Origin of the sequence: Thalassospira sp. MCCC 1A01148, from assembly GCF_001613795.1 — a bacterium.
Lineage (GTDB): Bacteria > Pseudomonadota > Alphaproteobacteria > Rhodospirillales > Thalassospiraceae > Thalassospira.
In genome coordinates this window covers 1-18,404 of sequence record NZ_LPVZ01000005.1, presented here as the reverse complement: position 1 = coordinate 18,404, position 18,404 = coordinate 1, and the positions used below count along the sequence as shown (strand labels likewise).

Annotated in this window: 17 protein-coding genes and 1 pseudogene; 9 read left to right on the top strand and 9 right to left on the bottom strand. The window is 55.0% G+C overall.

Going from position 1 to position 18,404, the window contains the following annotated elements:
- Positions 1-73 precede the first annotated feature (73 nt).
- Positions 74-910, bottom strand: coding sequence for a DeoR/GlpR family DNA-binding transcription regulator (locus AUQ43_RS01760; RefSeq protein WP_255356085.1), 837 nt, complete (start codon positions 908-910; stop codon positions 74-76).
- 228 nt (positions 911-1,138) lie between these two features.
- Here AUQ43_RS01760 and phnD point away from each other — a divergent pair, with 228 nt between their 5' ends.
- The 5 genes from phnD to glpD all read left to right on the top strand — a co-directional run bounded on the left by phnD (position 1,139) and on the right by glpD (position 6,088).
- A complete protein-coding gene (phnD, locus tag AUQ43_RS01755; RefSeq protein ID WP_232310554.1) occupies positions 1,139-2,065 on the top strand; it encodes a phosphate/phosphite/phosphonate ABC transporter substrate-binding protein in 927 nt (308 codons plus the stop codon).
- Positions 2,066-2,147: 82 nt separating this feature from the next.
- On the top strand, positions 2,148-2,945 hold the full coding sequence (gene phnC / locus AUQ43_RS01750) for a phosphonate ABC transporter ATP-binding protein (protein ID WP_062953916.1): 798 nt from the start codon (positions 2,148-2,150) through the stop codon (positions 2,943-2,945).
- A complete protein-coding gene (gene phnE, locus AUQ43_RS01745) occupies positions 2,942-3,748 on the top strand; it encodes a phosphonate ABC transporter, permease protein PhnE (RefSeq protein WP_062953915.1) in 807 nt (268 codons plus the stop codon). Before phnC ends, phnE (AUQ43_RS01745) begins: the two co-directional genes overlap by 4 nt.
- Positions 3,742-4,566, top strand: a complete 825-nt coding sequence (phnE, locus tag AUQ43_RS01740; RefSeq protein ID WP_062953914.1) for a phosphonate ABC transporter, permease protein PhnE — start codon at positions 3,742-3,744, stop codon at positions 4,564-4,566. The genes phnE (AUQ43_RS01745) and phnE (AUQ43_RS01740) overlap by 7 nt, the downstream gene beginning before the upstream one ends.
- A 1-nt stretch (position 4,567) precedes the next feature.
- Entirely contained in the window at positions 4,568-6,088 is a 1,521-nt protein-coding gene (glpD, locus tag AUQ43_RS01735) for a glycerol-3-phosphate dehydrogenase (protein WP_062953913.1), read from the top strand.
- 24 nt (positions 6,089-6,112) lie between these two features.
- On the opposite strand, the gene AUQ43_RS01730 is transcribed toward glpD, so the two are convergent.
- The 3 genes from AUQ43_RS01730 to AUQ43_RS01720 all read right to left on the bottom strand — a co-directional run bounded on the left by AUQ43_RS01730 (position 6,113) and on the right by AUQ43_RS01720 (position 8,681).
- On the bottom strand, positions 6,113-6,415 hold the full coding sequence (locus tag AUQ43_RS01730; RefSeq protein ID WP_062953912.1) for a chorismate mutase: 303 nt from the start codon (positions 6,413-6,415) through the stop codon (positions 6,113-6,115).
- A gap of 83 nt (positions 6,416-6,498) precedes the next feature.
- Positions 6,499-7,869 (bottom strand): glutamate--cysteine ligase, encoded by a 1,371-nt coding sequence (locus AUQ43_RS01725; protein WP_062953911.1) that lies wholly within the window; start codon positions 7,867-7,869, stop codon positions 6,499-6,501.
- 11 nt (positions 7,870-7,880) lie between these two features.
- Positions 7,881-8,681 carry a 16S rRNA (uracil(1498)-N(3))-methyltransferase gene (locus tag AUQ43_RS01720; RefSeq protein WP_062953910.1) on the bottom strand — a complete coding sequence of 267 codons (801 nt, stop codon included), beginning with the start codon at positions 8,679-8,681 and terminating at the stop codon, positions 7,881-7,883.
- Positions 8,682-8,741: 60 nt separating this feature from the next.
- On the opposite strand from AUQ43_RS01720, the gene ubiA reads away from it, so the two are divergent.
- Both ubiA and AUQ43_RS01710 read left to right on the top strand, forming a co-directional pair.
- Complete coding sequence (gene ubiA, locus AUQ43_RS01715) at positions 8,742-9,695, top strand: 4-hydroxybenzoate octaprenyltransferase (protein WP_062953909.1); 954 nt, start codon at positions 8,742-8,744, stop codon at positions 9,693-9,695.
- Positions 9,696-9,727: 32 nt separating this feature from the next.
- On the top strand, positions 9,728-10,435 hold the full coding sequence (locus tag AUQ43_RS01710) for a methyltransferase (protein ID WP_062953908.1): 708 nt from the start codon (positions 9,728-9,730) through the stop codon (positions 10,433-10,435).
- Here the strand turns inward: AUQ43_RS01710 and AUQ43_RS01705 are convergent.
- Positions 10,432-11,172, bottom strand: coding sequence for a hypothetical protein (locus tag AUQ43_RS01705; RefSeq protein WP_062953907.1), 741 nt, complete (start codon positions 11,170-11,172; stop codon positions 10,432-10,434). The genes AUQ43_RS01710 and AUQ43_RS01705 overlap by 4 nt on opposite strands.
- Before the next feature lie 14 nt (positions 11,173-11,186).
- Entirely contained in the window at positions 11,187-11,543 is a 357-nt protein-coding gene (locus AUQ43_RS01700) for a hypothetical protein (RefSeq protein WP_062953954.1), read from the bottom strand.
- A gap of 262 nt (positions 11,544-11,805) precedes the next feature.
- On the opposite strand from AUQ43_RS01700, the gene AUQ43_RS01695 reads away from it, so the two are divergent.
- Complete coding sequence (locus AUQ43_RS01695; RefSeq protein WP_062953953.1) at positions 11,806-13,332, top strand: UbiD family decarboxylase; 1,527 nt, start codon at positions 11,806-11,808, stop codon at positions 13,330-13,332.
- A 52-nt stretch (positions 13,333-13,384) separates the two neighbouring features.
- Here AUQ43_RS01695 and AUQ43_RS01690 read toward each other — a convergent pair whose 3' ends face one another.
- Positions 13,385-13,978 (bottom strand): hypothetical protein, encoded by a 594-nt coding sequence (locus AUQ43_RS01690; protein ID WP_062953906.1) that lies wholly within the window; start codon positions 13,976-13,978, stop codon positions 13,385-13,387.
- Between the two features lie 224 nt (positions 13,979-14,202).
- Between AUQ43_RS01690 and AUQ43_RS01685 the strand changes: the two genes are divergently transcribed.
- Positions 14,203-15,552: a TldD/PmbA family protein gene (locus tag AUQ43_RS01685; protein WP_062953905.1), complete on the top strand. Its 1,350-nt coding sequence runs from the start codon at positions 14,203-14,205 to the stop codon at positions 15,550-15,552.
- 100 nt (positions 15,553-15,652) lie between these two features.
- Here the strand turns inward: AUQ43_RS01685 and AUQ43_RS01680 are convergent, their stop codons facing one another.
- Positions 15,653-17,650: a methyl-accepting chemotaxis protein gene (locus tag AUQ43_RS01680; RefSeq protein WP_062953904.1), complete on the bottom strand. Its 1,998-nt coding sequence runs from the start codon at positions 17,648-17,650 to the stop codon at positions 15,653-15,655.
- A gap of 386 nt (positions 17,651-18,036) precedes the next feature.
- A pseudogene (locus AUQ43_RS20395) lies at positions 18,037-18,404 on the bottom strand (diacylglycerol kinase family lipid kinase); the annotation flags it as partial.

The following is an 18,404-nucleotide window of genomic DNA, read 5'->3' as shown; positions in this document are numbered from 1 at the left end:
TTGAAATCAGGGTGAACGCAAATCCCATTGCGAACAAATCTTATTTTCATGGGGCCATATCCGGGCAAGCGCCCTAGTGGGTGTCTTCCCGCCATGCCAACAGTCGTATGCCGGCGCGTTCAAGCTGTGATGCAAATTCCGGTTCGGGCTGGCGGTCGGTGATAATGCCGGTTAGTTCCTCAAGCGGGGCGACATTTTCCAGATAGCGTTGATCGAACTTCGTATGGTCAACCATCAACCAGGTTTCGTCTGATCGCTCCATCATCGCGCGTTTGACGGCAACCGCCCGGCGATTGACATCGCTAAAGCCCTGCCGGGAAATACCCGATGCCCCGATAAAGGCGATATTGGCATGAAAGCGACGCAAATATTCAATGGTATCATTGCCATAGACCGCGTTCTCCCGGCGATTGAACTGCCCCGGGCACATCAAAACATCTTCATGGTCGGCAAGCTCGGCCATGCCATGCACCACCGCATAGCAATTGGTCAGAAATGTGCGCGGCAGCTTCGTTGTCCGCGCTGCCAGAAACGGTGCAATCTGGGCCACCGTTGATCCGGCATCAATCATCGCAACATCGCCGGACCGCACCATATCCGCCGCCAGCATGCCGATCCGCTCAAACCCGGCGACGGCTGATAGCTGGCGTTGTGCAAGATCGGGCTGATGGCCCATCGGCCGCGCCGAAGCGCCGCCAAACTCGCGATTGATCAAGCCATCACTGCTCAGTGCATCAAGGTCGCGACGGATGGTTTCGGTCGCAACGTCGAATCGTTCTGCCAGTGTGGCAACTCTCACATGAGGGTGAACCTGTAACTCTTGCAGAATTCGTTGTTGGCGTTCTTTTTTTCCTAAACGCAAAGCCACATCCCCCTCAATTAAGGCCGGTTTTGTGCCGACGAGGGCCATCTTAGCAACCCTGATCGATACGTTTTGTTACAGTTTTGTGTTGATTTTCCAACTTTTTCAAATTCATACTGTTGGTTAAAGCAACAATAAAAACAACAAAACCACACTCAAAACGGCGGAAAGCCGTTATTCACAGGGAAGAAAGGTCCGAAAACAGTGTTTTCAATTCCGAAAAAAACCGAAAGTTTAAAGCTTAGCACCCTCCTTGCCGCAATCGGCATGGTCGGCATGGCTTCCACCCCGGCGGCCGCCGCAGATGACTGCATCGCGCGCGGCGATCTTGATCCGATGTATTGCGACATGGACGGCGACCTTGTTGCCGATGCCCCGGCAGCGGATCAGCTCGTTGACCCGGACACCCTTGTCTTTGCATATACCCCGGTCGAAGACCCGGCTGTTTATGCCGACATCTGGGACCCGTTCCTGCAGCATCTTGAAGACGTTACCGGCAAAGACGTTCACTTCTTTGCTGTTCAGTCGAACTCGGCAGAAGTCGAAGCCATGCGCTCAGGCCGTCTGCACGTTGCGGGCTTCTCGACCGGCCCGACCCCGTTTGCTGTTAACCTTGCCGGTGCAGTTCCGTTCGCGCTGATGGGTGCGGATGATGGCCGCTTTGGTTACACGCTTCAGCTTTACACCCGCACCGACAGCGGCATCGACACGGTTGAGGACCTCAAAGGCAAACGCGTTGCCCATACCTCGCCGACCTCGAACTCGGGCAACCTTGCACCGCGTGCACTGCTTCCGGGTCAGGGCATCGTTCCGGAACAGGATTACGAAGTTGTCTATTCCGGCTCCCACGATCAGTCGATCCTGGGCGTTGTTGCCGGTGACTATGACGCAGCCCCGGTCGCGTCTGAAGTTGTCGAACGTATGGCCCAGCGCGATCTTTATGATCCGAACGAAGTCAAAATCATCTACGAAAGCAAGCCTTTCCCGACCACTTCGTTCAACTATGCCCACAACCTGAAGCCGGAACTGGTCGAAAAGATCAAGGAAGCCTTCTTTACCTTCGACATGAAGGGCACCGCCCTTGGTGAAGAGTTCAAGGGTGTCTCGAAGTTCCTGCCGATCACCTACAAGGATGACTGGGCGGTTATTCGCGAAATTCAGGCTGCCAACGGTGTGAAATACACCCCGGACAACCTGAAGTAATTCCCGACCATTCAATCGAACCGAACGATGCAGGGCCTGCTTTTGCAGGCCCTGTGCCACCCATTTTATTCGGGGTAACGCAATGCTGCGTATCAAAGAACTTGTAAAACGCTATGGCGACGAAAAGGCAGTGTTGAAGAACCTGAACCTTGAAGTCCCGGGCGAAAGTGTTGTTTCCATCATTGGTGCGTCAGGCGCGGGTAAAAGTACCCTGCTGCGCTGCATCAACCGCCTTGTGGAACCGTCTTCGGGCTCTATCGAACTTAATGGCACTGAATTGACCAAGCTTGAAGGCAAGGCGCTGCGTTTGGCACGTCGCCGCATTGGTATGGTGTTTCAGGGCTTTAACCTGATTGACCGTTTGACGGTGATGGAAAACGTCCAGTCCGGTCGTCTGGGCTATCTTCCGGCATGGCGCGCTGTGACGCGCAAATACCCGCAGGAAGACATTGATCGCGCCTTTCATTTGATGGAACGCGTCGGTATCGCCCATTATGCCGACAAACGTGCTGATGAACTTTCCGGTGGTGAACGCCAGCGTGTTGGTGTGGTCCGCGCCCTGATGCAGGAACCTGAAATCCTGCTGGCAGATGAACCAACCGCATCGCTTGATCCGAAAACATCACGTCAGATCATGGATCTGCTGCGCGCGCTCGCATCCGAGCTGCACCTGCCGGTTCTGATCAACATTCATAACGTCAACGAAGCCAAGGAATACACCCAGCGGATCGTTGGCATGCGCTTTGGCCGCATCATTTTCGACGGCGAGCCGGTCGACCTGAACAATGACGCGATGGATGAAATTTATGCCGGTGTCCCGGCCGAGGAACGCGGCGGCGCCGAAAGCAGCAACCACCTGCGCGAGGTCGCGGCACGATGAGCAGCACCGTTCAACCAACGGGCCGCACCTGGAAGAAGCCCCCCTTCATCGCAAACCCTGTGTTGCGCTGGGGGATTCTGGTGGCGGTTGCGGCCTATGTATGGTGGGCATTAACATCCCTGCCATTCGACTGGGAGCGCATTCAGGATGGTGTCCCGCGTGCGATCCGTATCTTCAAGGGCGCCTTCCCGCCCAGCTTCATCCGCGGCGAGTTGTTGTTTGACGGCTTCATGGAAAGCATCAAGATCGCCATCGTTTCCACCCTGCTTGGTCTGGCGTTAAGCGTTCCGATTGCCTTTGCATCGGCATCGAACATCGCGCCAAAATGGCTTTATACCATCGGGCGTGGTGTCATCATTGTTGCCCGTTCCTTCCATCCGGTCATTGTCGCGATCCTGTTTGTCAAAGCTGTCGGCTTTGGCCCGCTCGCGGGCATTCTGACGCTGACGGTCTATTCCATCGGTTTCGTTGCCAAAATGCTGGCCGAACGGATCGAGGAAATCGACTGGGGTCAGGTCGAGGCGATCCGCGCTGCCGGCGGGGCGACATTTGTCACCCTTCTGTATGCCGTGATCCCGCAAATCATGCCCCGTCAGATCGGTCTTTCCATCTATCAGCTTGATAGCAACCTGCGCGCCTCTGCCATTGTGGGCATCGTTGGTGCAGGCGGTATCGGATCGACCCTTCTTAATGCCTTTGGGCGTTATGACTATGACTTTGCGCTGGCGATTACCCTTTGCATCATCGGTGTAATCCTTGTCAGCGAGGCCATCAGCGGCCGGATCAGGAGGAACCTATGGTAGCCACCACCCAACCTACCGGACCGGAAGCAATCGCCAACCGCGAATGGTCCCGCTATACCACCAAGGAACGCTGGCGGCGCTATGGCCTGACCGCACTGGTCGCACTCGCTGTTGTCTGGTCCTTGTCCACGATCAACATCATCTGGCCGTGGCTTTGGGATGCCCCGGAACAGATGGGCGATCTGTTTGCCCGCATGTTCCCGCCATCGCTTGAAGGCTGGCAGGATATCGCCTGGACGCTTCTGGAAACCGTCAATATCGCAACGATTGCGACCTTCTTTGCAGTGTTCATGTCACTGCCGATTGCCCTGATCGCGGCACAAAACACCACGCCGAACCGCGCAACCCTGTGGCTTGGCCGGTTCATTCTGGTGTCGTCGCGTTCGGTCAACACCATTATCTGGGCGCTGCTGTTTGTTGCCGTGTTCGGACCGGGTGTTCTGGCCGGTATTCTGGCAATTGTTTTCCGGTCCTTGGGCTTCCTTGGCAAATTGCTGGGCGAAGCAATCGAGGAAATCGACCGAGCCCCGATCGAGGCACTGGAATCTGTTGGCGCATCGCGTTTCAAGATTCTGGTCTATGGCGTCATTCCGCAAGTCATGCCGACCTTCTTTGCCGTATCCATCCTGCGCTGGGACATCAACCTGCGTGAAAGTACGGTTCTGGGGCTGGTCGGTGCTGGCGGTATCGGCATCATCCTTCAGGGCGCGATTGATACCTTTGCATGGCAAACGGTTGCCACGATCCTTCTTGCAATCATTGGTCTGGTCATTATTGGCGAAGCCATTTCAGCTTACCTGCGCAAAAAGGTGATCTGACGTGACCAAAACATACGACCTTCTGGTCGTTGGCGGCGGCATCAACGGGGCTGGTATTGCCCGTGATGCCGCCGGTCGCGGGCTTTCTGTTCTTTTGGTCGAACAGCGCGACCTTGCCTCGTCCACCTCTTCTTCCTCGACCAAACTCATCCATGGCGGCCTTCGATATCTTGAACATTACGAGTTCCGTCTGGTGCGTGAAGCACTTCAGGAACGCGAAGTTCTGTTGGCTGCTGCCCCACATATCATCTGGCCTTTGACCTTTGTCCTGCCCCATCACAGGGGTTTGCGTCCGAAATGGATGCTGCGCGCAGGGTTGTTCCTTTATGATCATCTGGCAAGGCGCAAACGCCTGCCCGGATCACGTGCCGTTTCCTTCAAGGGCACGCCCGAAGGCGAACCGTTGAAATCCGATTACGCTGGCGGCTTTTCCTATTCCGATTGCTGGGTGGATGATGCCAGGCTTGTTGTGCTGAACGCCCAAGACGCACAGGCCCGTGGCGCGGAAATCCAAACCCGGACCAAATGCGCGTCACTGATGCGCCATCACGATCACTGGAATGCCGAGTTGATCGGGCCCGATGGTTCCCGGCAATCGGTTCAAGCCAAAGCGGTGGTCAATGCCGCAGGCCCGTGGGTGACCGAAATGGTCGAAAATGCCGGACTTGGCAAAAAGGCCGCTGGTCTTCGACTGGTCAAGGGCAGCCACATTGTCGTGCCGCGCATTCATGACCATGACCATTGCTATATCTTCCAAAACAGCGATGGCCGCATTGCCTTTGCCATCCCCTATCAGCAGGACTACACCCTGATCGGCACGACCGATGTTGCCTATACCGGCGATCCGGCACAGGTCGAAATCAGCGATCAGGAAATCGACTATCTGCTTGATCTGGTGAATGGCTATCTGGCCAAACCACTCAACCGCAACGACGTGGTCTGGGACTATTCCGGTGTGCGCCCGCTTTATGATGACAAGAACGACAATGCGTCGGCGGTAACCCGCGATTACGTGTTTGATCTTGATACCGGCGATACCGAAAGTTCCGCCCCGATCCTGTCGATCTATGGCGGCAAGATCACCACCTATCGCAGACTGGCCGAACATGCGATGCAAAAACTGGCCCCGGTTCTGGGCAACGATGCCAAGGACTGGACGGCAAATGCCATCCTTCCCGGCGGCGATATGCCAGACGGTGATTTCGATGCATTCCTTGCCACGGCCAAGGCAACCTATGACTGGTTGCCAGACACGTTGCTTTATCGTCTGGCGCGAAGCTACGGCACAGCGATTTCAACGATTATCGGTGCGGCCAGGTCGCTGCGCGATCTGGGCACAGAGATCGCCCCGAACCTGTATGAAGCCGAACTTTACTATCTGAGGGCCAAGGAATGGGTGTGTTGCGCAGAAGATGTTCTGTGGCGCAGAACCAAACTTGGCCTTGGGATGCAGCCTGATCAGGTCAAAGCCATCGAACAATGGTTTGCCGCCCAAGCCCGGCTTGGTCAGGCTGCACAGTGATGTTGGAGGTGGAACCTGCGCGGCCTAGCTGCGCAGGCCATCCCATTTCACGAATTCATGGGCAATGAAGTCTTCCATCATCGCGCGCCACATGCGTTCGGCCATGTCCTCGTCAAAGCCATCAATCCGGCATTGTGCCTTTACTTTGGCAATCACGTCTTCGATACGGTCCTCATCACGCACGGCATCGCGGGACTGCTTGATGCGTGCAGCCTGTTCTATGTAATTGAGCCGTTCGGCCATCAATGCCACCAGAAGCCTGTCAATCCTGTCCACATTGGCGCGAACATCGGTCATGGTCTCACAGTGATTGGCTTTAACGGTCATCGTCCAGAACCTTCTTTCATTCAAATTCACGCACAAAAAAGGGCAGTGCGAACACTGCCCTTGATATTGATATGGCCAACGCCCTAATAGGCATATTCCTTGAACAACGGATCAACCGATCCGTTCCATTCGGTTTCATACTTATCAAGGAATTCCTCAGCCAGCGTACGGCCACTTTCGGCAACGTCGTCAAGGCTATCAAGGAAGTGGCTTTCGTCATCGCCATAGCCATCCATGCGGCCACGGTTTTGCAGCCCCTGACGGGCAATGGCCAGAACTTCCTTGGACAGGTCCTGAACCGTGCCGTTCTTGAACGGGGTGGCAAGGGCGGTGCGCGGAACTTCATTGCGCAGCGTTTCGCGCTCGGCCACTGACAGGTCCTTTACCAGATCCCACGCGGCATCAAGGGCGGCATCATCATAAAGCAAACCAACCCAAAGGGCAGGCAGCGCACAGATGCGTTTCCACGGGCCACCATCGGCACCACGCATTTCAAGAAACTTCTTAAGACGCACTTCCGGGAAGGCCGTGGTCATGTGATCTGACCAGTCATTCATGGTCGGACGTTCGCCCGGCAAGACATCCAGTTTGCCATCCATGAAATCACGGAACGACTTTCCGGCTGCATCAATGTACTTGCCGTCGCGATAGACGAAATACATCGGCACATCGAGCATGTAGTCGACATAACGTTCAAACCCAAAACCGTCTTCGAACACAAAGGGCAGCATGCCGCAGCGATCCGGGTCAGTATCCGTCCAGACGTTCGAACGCGCCGACAGGAAGCCACTTGGTTTGCCATCAACAAACGGGGATGCCGCAAACAGGGCAGTTGCCACCGGCTGAAGGGCAAGCGACGTCTTGAACTTCTTGACCATGTCGGCTTCTGAGCTGAAATCCAGATTGACCTGAATGGTCGAGGTCCGAAGCATCATGTCCAGACCAAGGTTTCCGACCTTGGGCATGTAGTTTTTCATGATGCCGTAGCGCCCCTTGGGCATCCACGGAATGTCGTCACGCTTCCATTTCGGATTGTGACCAACGCCGAGCATATCAATGCCAATGCCGTCACAAATTTCGCGCACTTCGTGCAGATGCGTATGCACTTCGCCACAAGTCTGGTGAATGTTTTTCAGTGGCGCACCGGAAAGCTCGATCTGGCCGCCCGGTTCAAGCGATACGGAACATTTGTCCTTGGTAAGCGCAATGACATTGCCGTTCTCAACGATCGGCTCCCAGTCATAATGTTCGGCCAAGGCGGTAAGAAGGGTTTTGACGCTGCGTTCCCCTTCATAGGGAATGGGGCGAAGATCATCGCGGGTATAGGCGAATTTTTCGTGTTCGGTGCCGATGGCCCAGTCTTTTTTTGGCGTAGAGCCGGACTCGAACCATTCGACAAGCTGGCGCCGGCTTTCAATTACCGGGCTGTCACCAGTGGAGGCGCTGACAGTCATAAGGGCTTCCCCTAATCTCTCGCAACGGGTCGATGCGACCAATCGCCGATACGATCCTGAAATACGGTCAAAGCTGCGATTGCGGCCGTTTCGGCACGCAGGATACGCGGACCGAGACTTACAGGCGTTGCAAAAGGCTGTTTGCGGATACGTTCAAGTTCGTCGGCGCTAAAGCCGCCCTCGGGTCCAATCACGATTGCATGGTTAACAACATTGATATTGTCGATAACCGAGCCAGCGCCCTTTGCCAATAGCTGACTTAGCACTTCACCAATTGGTGACCCCGATCCTGTTTCATCACAAAATAGCAGATGGTGATTTTCCGGCACATTTGCGACCCAGTCGAGAAGGCGCACAGGTTCGCAAACCTCAGGCACAGTCAGGCGTTCGCATTGCTCTGCGGCCTCGATAACCTGTGACTGCAACCGATCAAGGCGAACCTTGTCGGTGATGCCATGCTGGGTGATGACAGGCTGCAATCTTTCAACCCCAAGCTCGACCGACTTTTCAATCAGGAAATCAAGACGTTGTTTTTTGATCGGTGCAAAGACAAGAGTCGGTCCGACCTCGTTGCCCTGCTCACGCAATCGTCGTTCGGCTGTAACGCTGCCTTTCTTTTTGCGGAGCTCGTTGATCGTGCCAAGCCACTCACCATCCAGACCGTTAAAAATTTTTACCGGCGTTCCGGGCTTGAGGCGCATGACATGTTCGAGGTAATGAGACTGTTCGGGCGCAAGTTCGATTTCACTATCAGCCGTGATAGGATCACGAACGAAAAGGCGTTGGCGGGCACGCGTGGCATCTGCGGTCATAAAGGTCCCCAAAGCCGTTTTACGGCGTTTTGCAAAAGTTTTTCATCAGATAGGCCAATTATGACACAGGTCAACCAGCCAATACAGAATAGCAAAAACGATATGCCACAGGACGGGTGGATAGATCGTTTCATGCCCGAAGCTGTGCGGCCCTATCTGAAACTTCTGCGCCTTGATCGCCCGATTGGCACATGGCTGTTGTTGCTGCCCTGTTGGTGGTCTACCGCCATGGCAGGCGGGTTAACTGATGCCGTCACCACCAAACAAATCGTCATCATGATGGCCCTGTTCGGGGTGGGGGCCGTGATCATGCGCGGGGCCGGTTGCGTGATCAACGATCTGGCGGATCGCAATTTTGATGGCCAGGTCGAACGCACCACCACCCGCCCCCTGCCAAGTGGTCAGGTCAAGGTCTGGCAGGCTTTGCTGTTCCTTGGCTTCATGATGTTGCTTGGACTTGGCATTCTGGTGCAATTCCGCATCGAGGCAATCATTGTCGGCATCTTTTCGATCCCGATTATCATCACCTATCCGTTCATGAAGCGCGTCACCTATTGGCCGCAGGCCTGCCTTGGCCTTGCCTTTAACTGGGGGGCCCTGGTCGGGTGGGCGGCGGTGACCGGCACCGTCGAACCCGCCGCCATTGCCATGTATGCGGCAGGCTTTTTCTGGACACTTGGCTATGACACCATTTATGCCCATCAGGACAAGGATGATGATGCCAAGATCGGCCTGAAATCCCTGGCACTGCGTCTGGGCGATGCGACGCCGAAATGGGCGAAGGGGTTCTATACCATGACCACCCTTCTGCTGGGCGTTTCGGGCATGCTGGCAGATCTGCACTGGTCTTATTTTGTCTTGCTGGGGCTTGCTGGCATTCATCTTGGATGGCAGGTTGCCACCGTCAAACTTGATGACGCAGCCAATTGCCTGAAACGCTTTAAATCCAACCGCGATTACGGATTGCTGGTGCTCTTGGCAATTGTGATTTCACATCTGATTGCGAACGCGTGACCAATTCCCCCTTTTTTAAGGTAAGCCGCTGAATGAGCGACAATGTCTTTGCCGACGCACTGGTGCCCGATGTCGATGATCCGCAATTTGCCGATCTGATCGAAACCTTTACCGTACCCGCCCGTGTGCCGCTGGCACCGGAAATCGAAATGTATCTGGCGACCCATATCACCCCGCTTTGGCAGGCGACCGAAGATATGCTGGGTGTACTGGATATCCCGCCACCCTATTGGGCCTTTGCCTGGCCGGGCGGACAGGCGATCACGCGCTATATCCTTGATCACCCGGAACTGGTGCGCGGCAAGCGGGTCCTTGATTTCGCCTGTGGTGGTGGCATGCAGGCAATTGCCTGTGTGCAGGCCGAGGCTGCCGAGATCCTTGCCAACGACATTGATCCGGTGGCGATCACCGCGACCCGCCTGAACGCCAAACATAATGGCGTTGAAGTCCCGACCACGACCGAAAACCTTGTTGGCACCTCGGCCCCGGAAAGGCGCTGGGATGTGATTTTTGCCGGCGACGTTTGCTATCAGCAAGATATGGCGAACGCCGTTCTGCAATGGCTGATGACTGAGGCACGCCTTGGCACCAAGGTCATCCTGGCCGACCCCGGCCGGACCTATGCGCCCACCCATAACATTGACGAACTTGAAACCTACGACGTTCCGGTTGATGTCGCGGTCGAGGACACCGACAACAAGTTCACCCGGATCTGGCAGCTCTTGCCGGACCGAAATTAGCCGACATCAACAACCGACCTGCGAAACTCGACATCGTCAATCACCCGCAAAACAAAACCGGGACCATGGCGATGTCCGGCGCGTTTGGCGAAATGTTCGATCATCTCCCATTGCTCAAGGGATTTGAAACGGCGATCCCTGGCTTCAATCGCAGACAGGGCATAAACCGCGCCTCGTTCAAAAACATGCCCGCGCACGGATTGGTATATCCCGATGTGATCCGGGCGCACGCCGCAATCAAGCTCTAGATCGCGGCCCTGGAGTTGCTGATAGCTGTAGTGGGCCGGAACGGACTCTGTGACATGCATGTGGGCAAGCTGCTGCGGGGTCAGCCAGGTAACAGACACCCGCACACGCGTTCCGGGCGATGGTGCCAATGTTGCCGGAACGGATCCATAACCAGTTAAATGGGTCGAATAGACTATGTCGTGATGCATCATCCAGCCATGCGTCACCGGAATTTCGTCAGACAGGTTTTGATGGGTAAATTTCCGACTGAGCTGCAAGGGCGCGCGATTTGACCCGACAGCCAGAACCGGTGTCCGTCCGCTTGTAATCGGGCCGATATCACCGTCAGACATCGGTATCACTTCTCCGCCGCGAAACACAAAATCGTGGTCTGGCGCGGGGTAAGGATACAAAAACGCGCGCAGGAGTTCCTGCGCGCGTGGATGCTGTTCGACCTGCTCGCGCAACACGGAATCCGTGATCATGTGCGCATCAGATAACGAAAACATGTTGGTCGCCCGGCTTAACCTTCTACGACGCGATAGCGGTAGTTGCAGTCATCAACATGCTGCCAGGCCAGTTTCGACCATGCTTTTTCAGCATCGCCAAATGTCGCGAACGGGCCATGGCGCTCTTCTTCGCCACCAACCGGGTTTTCAAAGTCGGTGCTTTCGTACTCGCCACCGACAACCCAGTATTCTTCAAGTCGTTCAATGCGGTAACGCGAATTTGCGTCATCAACCGACTGCCAGGCCATTTTTGACCATTGCTGTTCGGCTTCTTCGAAGCTGCCAAACGGACCAATCTTGGTTTCTTCGCCGATCGGCTTGTCGAAACCGGTATCCTGATAGGTGCCCCCGATAACCCAGTACTTGGCCATCTGTGCGTCCTTCATGCTTTTGGTGAGTTGCCAGGTCGCGTGCTGTGGGTCACGCGACCCTTTTCCTTGCCCATGTATAACCAAATGATGCGCTGACCAAAACCGCAAAATTATGCATCGCCCTGCAACGCAGCAATGTCAGATCATGTAGGGATGGATCGAACCGGTTACAAATGACGTATTTGATAACAGCAAGGTTGTCCCGTTCCGCTCCGCGGCGTATGAAGACAATCAGGTTTCAAAGCTTTAGATGACAGGTGCCATGCCCTATCAATCCCTTCGTGACTTCATGGAAGCGCTGGAAAAGTCCGGCCGCCTTGTCCGCGTCACCGAACCGGTATCCCCCAACCTTGAAATGACAGAAATCCAGACACGCCTTCTGGCCGAAGGTGGCCCGGCAGTTCTGTTTGAAAATGTGGTGGGCGATGACGGCAAAAAATACGACATGCCGGTTCTAGTCAACCTGTTTGGCACCGTCGACCGCGTGGCGGCGGGCATGAACCGAAAGCCCGAAGAACTCCGTGAAGTTGGTGAAACACTGGCGTTCCTTAAACAGCCCGAACCGCCCGCCAGCATCCGCGAAGCCTTTTCGATGCTGCCGCTTGCCAAGACCGTCATGGCAATGAAGCCCAAAACGGTTTCCAAGGCACCGTGTCAGGAAATCGTGCTCGAAGGCGATGATATCGATTTATCGAAAATACCGGTTCAGTCCTGCTGGCCCGGCGAACCGGCGCCACTTATTACGTGGCCGCTGGTCGTGACTCAGGGGCCAAGTGCTGGTGCCAAGGGCGGTGACAAGCGCGACGTGTTCAACCTTGGCATCTATCGCATGCAGGTGTTGGGCAAAAACAAAACCATCATGCGCTGGCTGAAACATCGCGGTGGCGCGCAGCATCATGCGCGCTGGAAACAGGAAAAGCGTGATCCGCTTCCCGCAGCCATCGTGTTGGGTGCGGATCCGGGCACGATCCTTGCCGCCGTCACCCCGGTCCCTGATACCCTGTCGGAATATCAGTTTGCCGGTCTTCTGCGCGGCGAAAAAGTCGAACTGGTCGATTGCAAAACCGTCCCGCTCAAGGTGCCGGCCACGGCCGAGATTGTGCTGGAAGGCTATGTCTCGCTTGATGAATATGCGCCCGAGGGGCCGTATGGCGATCACACCGGTTATTACAACTCGGTCGAAGACTTCCCGGTCTTTACGGTAACCGCCATCACCATGCGCAAGAACCCGATCTATCTGTCGACCTTCACCGGCCGTCCGCCAGATGAGCCGTCGGTTCTGGGTGAAGCACTGAACGACGTGTTCGTACCCCTTCTGCAGCAACAGTTTCCGGAAATCGTTGATTTCTGGCTGCCGCCAGAGGGATGCAGCTATCGCATCGCGGTTGTTTCAATGAAGAAGGCCTATGCCGGCCACGCCAAGCGCGTGATGATGGGCGTCTGGTCATTCCTGCGGCAGTTCATGTACACCAAATTCGTCATTGTCGTGGATGACGATATTGATGTCCGCGACTGGAAAGATGTCATGTGGGCCATCTCGACCCGGATGGATCCGGTGCGCGATATCACCACGGTGACAGACACGCCGATTGATTACCTTGATTTCGCGTCCCCTGTTTCGGGACTTGGTGGCAAGCTGGGGCTTGATGCCACCAACAAGCTGCCCGGCGAAACCAACCGCGAATGGGGCGAAAAGATCTATATGGAAGATGACATCATCGACCGTGTGGATCAGAAATGGGAACGCTATGGCCTGCCCGGATCAGGCAAGAAAATCTGGCGGGACTGAATAACAAAGGCGGGTTTCAAACCCGCCTTTTCTTTTGACCTGAATGTTTTGACTAGTTCCTAAAGAACATCCAGTGATCACCATTTTCATCCGGCTTCTCGGAATAGAAAAACTGCGGCGCATCACACATGAAATCATCAACGCGGATGGCGAAATTGCACATATCCGCATCGCCCATAACCTCGGCCATGTATTCAGTGCTGTTTTCCTGCCAGCTCAACACCGGCGGTGCCGTTTCATCAAAGACACAAAGGGCAAACTGCTCGGACTGCTGGAACGGAATGTACCGGATTTCACTGCGATCTTTGGCACCATGGTTGGTGACAAACAACATTGCGAAAAACGGACCGTCAGGGTTATCAAGGTCAACCCATCCGGCAATGCGATCAAGGACGCCGTCACAGGTAAAATCACCGGTCAGCATCTGATGGCGATAATTTCGGGCGTATTTCCCGCCCTGCCAGCGCATTTCGGAATAGAACTGCGCGCTTGAAACCGGATCGGTTTCGCCATTCGCATTCAGCTCCCATAAGCCATTTTCATCCCAGCCTTCCATCACAGTCTTGCTGTCATCCGCAAATGCAGGACTGGCCAATCCGATCAGGCAGACCACACTAAGCCCGGAAAGAATTCTCTGCTTGTTCATCGCGTTCCCGTTTATCTGGCATCATCAGGACTTGTTTATTTGAGTATAACAGAAAGCCGTTTGAAATCTGTAATTGACCGAGCCTTGCCATTCGGCCTTCGTCCTGCCAACTCTGAAACAAGGCAGGAATTCAAGACCAAAACCAGCTTTTTGTTTCGGGTCTATGCGAAAACGTTCGTGCCCCCTATAACGTAAGAAACACATTCCGATACAAGGGAGCCTCCATGCCCAAAACCGACATGACACTTGATCGCATCAATGACCTACTGGCACAGGCAAAAAAGGCCGGTGCAGACGATGCAGATGCCGTTTATGTCGAAGGCACATCGCTTTCGGTTGCCCAACGTCTGGGCAAAATGGAAAAGCTTGAACGTTCCGAGGGGGCTGATCTTGGCCTGCGGGTCCTGATTGGCAAAAAACAGGCAGTTGTATCGTCATCTGACACCAGCGACGCAGCGCTTGGCGAGTTGGTCGAACGTGCGGTTGCGATGGCCAAAAATGCCCCGGAAGATCCTTATTGCGGGATTGCCGACCCAAGTGAACTTGCCGAAACCTTCAATGTCGAAGCGCTTGAGCTTTGCGAGCCGGGCGAGGTTGATCAGGACAAACTGATCGAATGGGCCAGCGCCTGTGAAGAAGCAGCGCGCTCCGTCGAGGGCATCACCAACTCCGAAGGATCAGAAGCCGGCTGGGGGCGCCACCAGATCACGCTGGCAGCCACCAACGGCTTTGCCAATTCCTATGCCGGGTCGGGCAGCCATATTTCGGTGTCAGTGTTGGCCGGGACCGGCACAGGCATGGAACGCGATTACGATTACGACAGTGCAGTCTTTTCGACCGATCTGCGCGATCCGGTTGATATCGGCAAAAAAGCAGCCGAAAAAACCCTGCGGCGCCTGAACCCGCGCAAGGTCAAAAGCGCACAGGTCCCGGTGATCTATGATCCGCGCGTTTCGGCATCTATCGTCGGGCACCTGTCGTCTGCCATTAACGGATCGGGTATTGCACGTGGCACGAGCTTCCTGCTTGATGCGATGGGCAGCGAAATCTTCGCGCCGCATATCAACATCATTGATGATCCGCATCGCAAACGCGGCCTGCGGTCCAAACCGTTTGATGCCGAAGGGGTGGCAAACCAGAAGCGCCACCTGATCGAAAACGGGGTTCTGAAAACCTGGATCATGGATCTGCGTTCAGCCCGTCAACTGGGTCTGAAATCGACCGGCAACGCATCACGCGGCGCCGGAAGCCTGCCCAGCCCGTCAACCACCAACCTTTATATGGAACCGGGCACAACTTCGCCCGAAGACATGATCAAGGACATTAAATCGGGCCTGTATATCACCGAGATGATCGGCAGCAGTGTCAACGGTGTAACGGGCGATTATTCGCGCGGGGCATCGGGCTACTGGATTGAAAATGGCGTGCTGGCCTATCCGGTTTCGGAGATAACGGTCGCCGGGAACCTCAAGGACATGTTCCGTTCTGTCGAACCGGCCAATGACCTGACGTTTAAATACGGCACCAATGCCCCGACGCTTCGCATCGATGGCATGACCCTGGCCGGACAGTAAAACCCACCAGCCATGGCAACCACCCGAAAAAAACGCCCGGTCCATTTGGCCGGGCGTTTTAAGTTTGGGTACTTCTTGGGTACCTTGGGTATCCGGGGGCTCAGGCAGCACGAATGGTACTGACAAAGCTGTCTGTGGCACCTTTCAGGGTATTGAAATTCTCGGACAAGGTGCTAACCGCGGTCAGAACGTCACTGGACGCCGTACCCGCCTCGTTTACGGCCTGTGAAACCGTAACGATGTTGGAACTTACAACCGTTGTCCCGGTTGCGGCTTGTTCGATGTTAAAGGCAATCTCGCGGGTCGCTGCCGACTGTTCCTCCACCGCCGAGGATATCGTCGCGACAACTCCGTCCATTTCGCTGATGGTTTTGCTGATCAGTTCAATCTGGCTGGCCGCAAAGCCTGTGCGGCCCTGAAGGCTGTTGACCTGCGCGCGAATTTCTTCTGTCGCTTTGGCTGTCTGTGCCGACAGGGTCTTGACCTCGTTGGCGACAACCGCAAAGCCTTTGCCTGCATCACCGGCACGAGATGCCTCGATCGTCGCGTTCAGGGCCAGCATGTTGGTCTGATCCGAAATATCGGAAATCAGTTTCAGAACCTCATCAATATTGTTGGAAGCCTCGACGAGTTCCTGAATACCGCGCATGGTTTCACGGGCCTGATCGACCGCCTTTTTGGCAATTTCTGTCGAAAAGACAACCTGTCGATTAATTTCCTCGATTGAGCTGTTAAGCTCTTCTGTCGCAGATGCAACAGAACCAACATTTCCACTTGCCTCTTCACTGGCCGAAGCAACAGCTGTGGTTTGCTCGGACGCAGTTCTGGCAATCTGGGACATGCCTGTTGCGGTTGCCTGCAATTCAACAGCAGCAGCAGCCACCGCCTCGATAATGCTGCCGACACTGTTCGTAAAGCTGTCCGCAGTCTGGTTCATAAACCGGCGTTGCTCTTCCTTTGCACGTTCTTCCTGCGCGCGGGCTTCGGCTTCGAGTTCGTCATTGCGAATGGCATTGGTTTTAAACACCTGAACCGCCTGTGCCATCTGGCCGATCTCGTCCTTGCGGGACTGTCCGGGGATTTCAACGCCCAGATCATGATCGGCAAGTCTGCGCATGATGGCCGTGATGGCAATGATCGGACGCGATAAACGGTCGCCCATAACCCAGGCCAGGATCATGCCAAGAACCGCACCACTGATTGATGCGATCAGGATTTCGGTTTCGGCCAGAATGATTTCGCCGACGACTTTTTCAAAGATGTTCTTTTCTGCCACCACCAGTTCTTGTTTCAGCGCCTCGGCATCGGCGATGATGCCCTCGGACGCTTCGCGCATGGTGCCATGAACGGTCGCGACAATTTCCAGTTCATCAGCCCGGATCTTGTCAAACACCTGCCGGTAATCAGCGAACAGTTCCTTGGCTTCGTTGAGGACGGCGACAAGTTCACCAGACAATGGTTGATCCCCGATGCGGCCCAGTGCGGCTTCAAGTTTGGCAAATTCGTCGGCAGATTTGGCACCGAAACTGTCATCCTGACGACCAATCAGGATATTGGCGTAAAGCCGCGCCAGAAGGGCATGCTCGCGCGCGGCCACGCTGCGTTTAAGCAGCTCGATATCGCCGGTATCCTCGGCATGTGCCACCAGCTTGTCCAGATCGGCAACGATCTTGATCCCGTCTGGTTCCAGGCGATCAAGGATCAGGGAATGATACTCGTCACTGAGGCTTTTGGCCGAAGCAAAGCTTGCAAGATAAACGTCAAGCTCCTGACCGATATGCTTGATGCGGCTCCGGTGCTCTTCGCCGACAAACTGCTCGTGTGCATCTTCAAGCATCAGCTCAAGCTGTTTGGCATAAGTAATCACTGCTTCGGCATCTGCCGGGTCTGCGGTATTGGCAAATTCACGTGCATGGCTGTTAAAGCGCAGGAACTGTGTTTCGATCTCGCTGATCAGGGCTGCTTCTTCGACATAATGTGCGTATTCATCGACATCATGCGACACCGCCACGAAGGTAAAATAGGCAAATCCCAGCGCGGCAATCAAAATTGCCAACACCACCGCGAAACCAGCAAGAATTTTTGATTTTATCCGCATATTAGCCAACCCACCTGAGTTAAGAACCAAAGCAGAGGACCCCGAAACCATTGTCATTCTCCATAGAGGGCGAAGACCGTTATCAATTTCGCCAGCTCAGACTAATGCAACGCGCAACGACCCCACTATCCTCAAACGAGGACGGGGAATAACCAGGCATACGTACCGCCCTGAAATGAAAGTGGGGAAAGGAAATGCAACTTCAAGGAGACATTCTTCTTTCATCACAAAAAGAAGTTCAACCGGATCAATTATTGACCAGATGATGAGGCACATTGATCCACAGGCGTCGATTTCCGCCATACAAGGTGGTTGAATTTTATTGCTAAGCCATGCTCGCAACACGCCGCGCCGGTAGTGTCTGAACTGCCCAGTCGGGGCGTCTGCTAGTCTGCGGCAATGCGCAGCAAATCCTGCGGAACATCATCCGATCCGGATGCAAGCGCCGCATATGCTGGCGGCACCATCAACCGTACCGGATAGGGTGACAGACTGATTTCACAGGGTAGTTTACCCGCACTTTCCCCATCAATCTGCAGTGGTGCCGGTCCGCAATGACTGTTGATCGTGATGCGCTCAGCCCGGACCACCGAAACATCACTTTGTACATGCAAGCGGTTCAAGGTCAGCGCCAAGCCATAACGCGACAGGGCACCGATCCCGTTACCGGGCATCATGACCACATCAAGGCTGTTTTCGGTCAAGCTGGCTTCGGGCGAGATGATAAATGCCCCGCCATAATGGCGGGCATGGG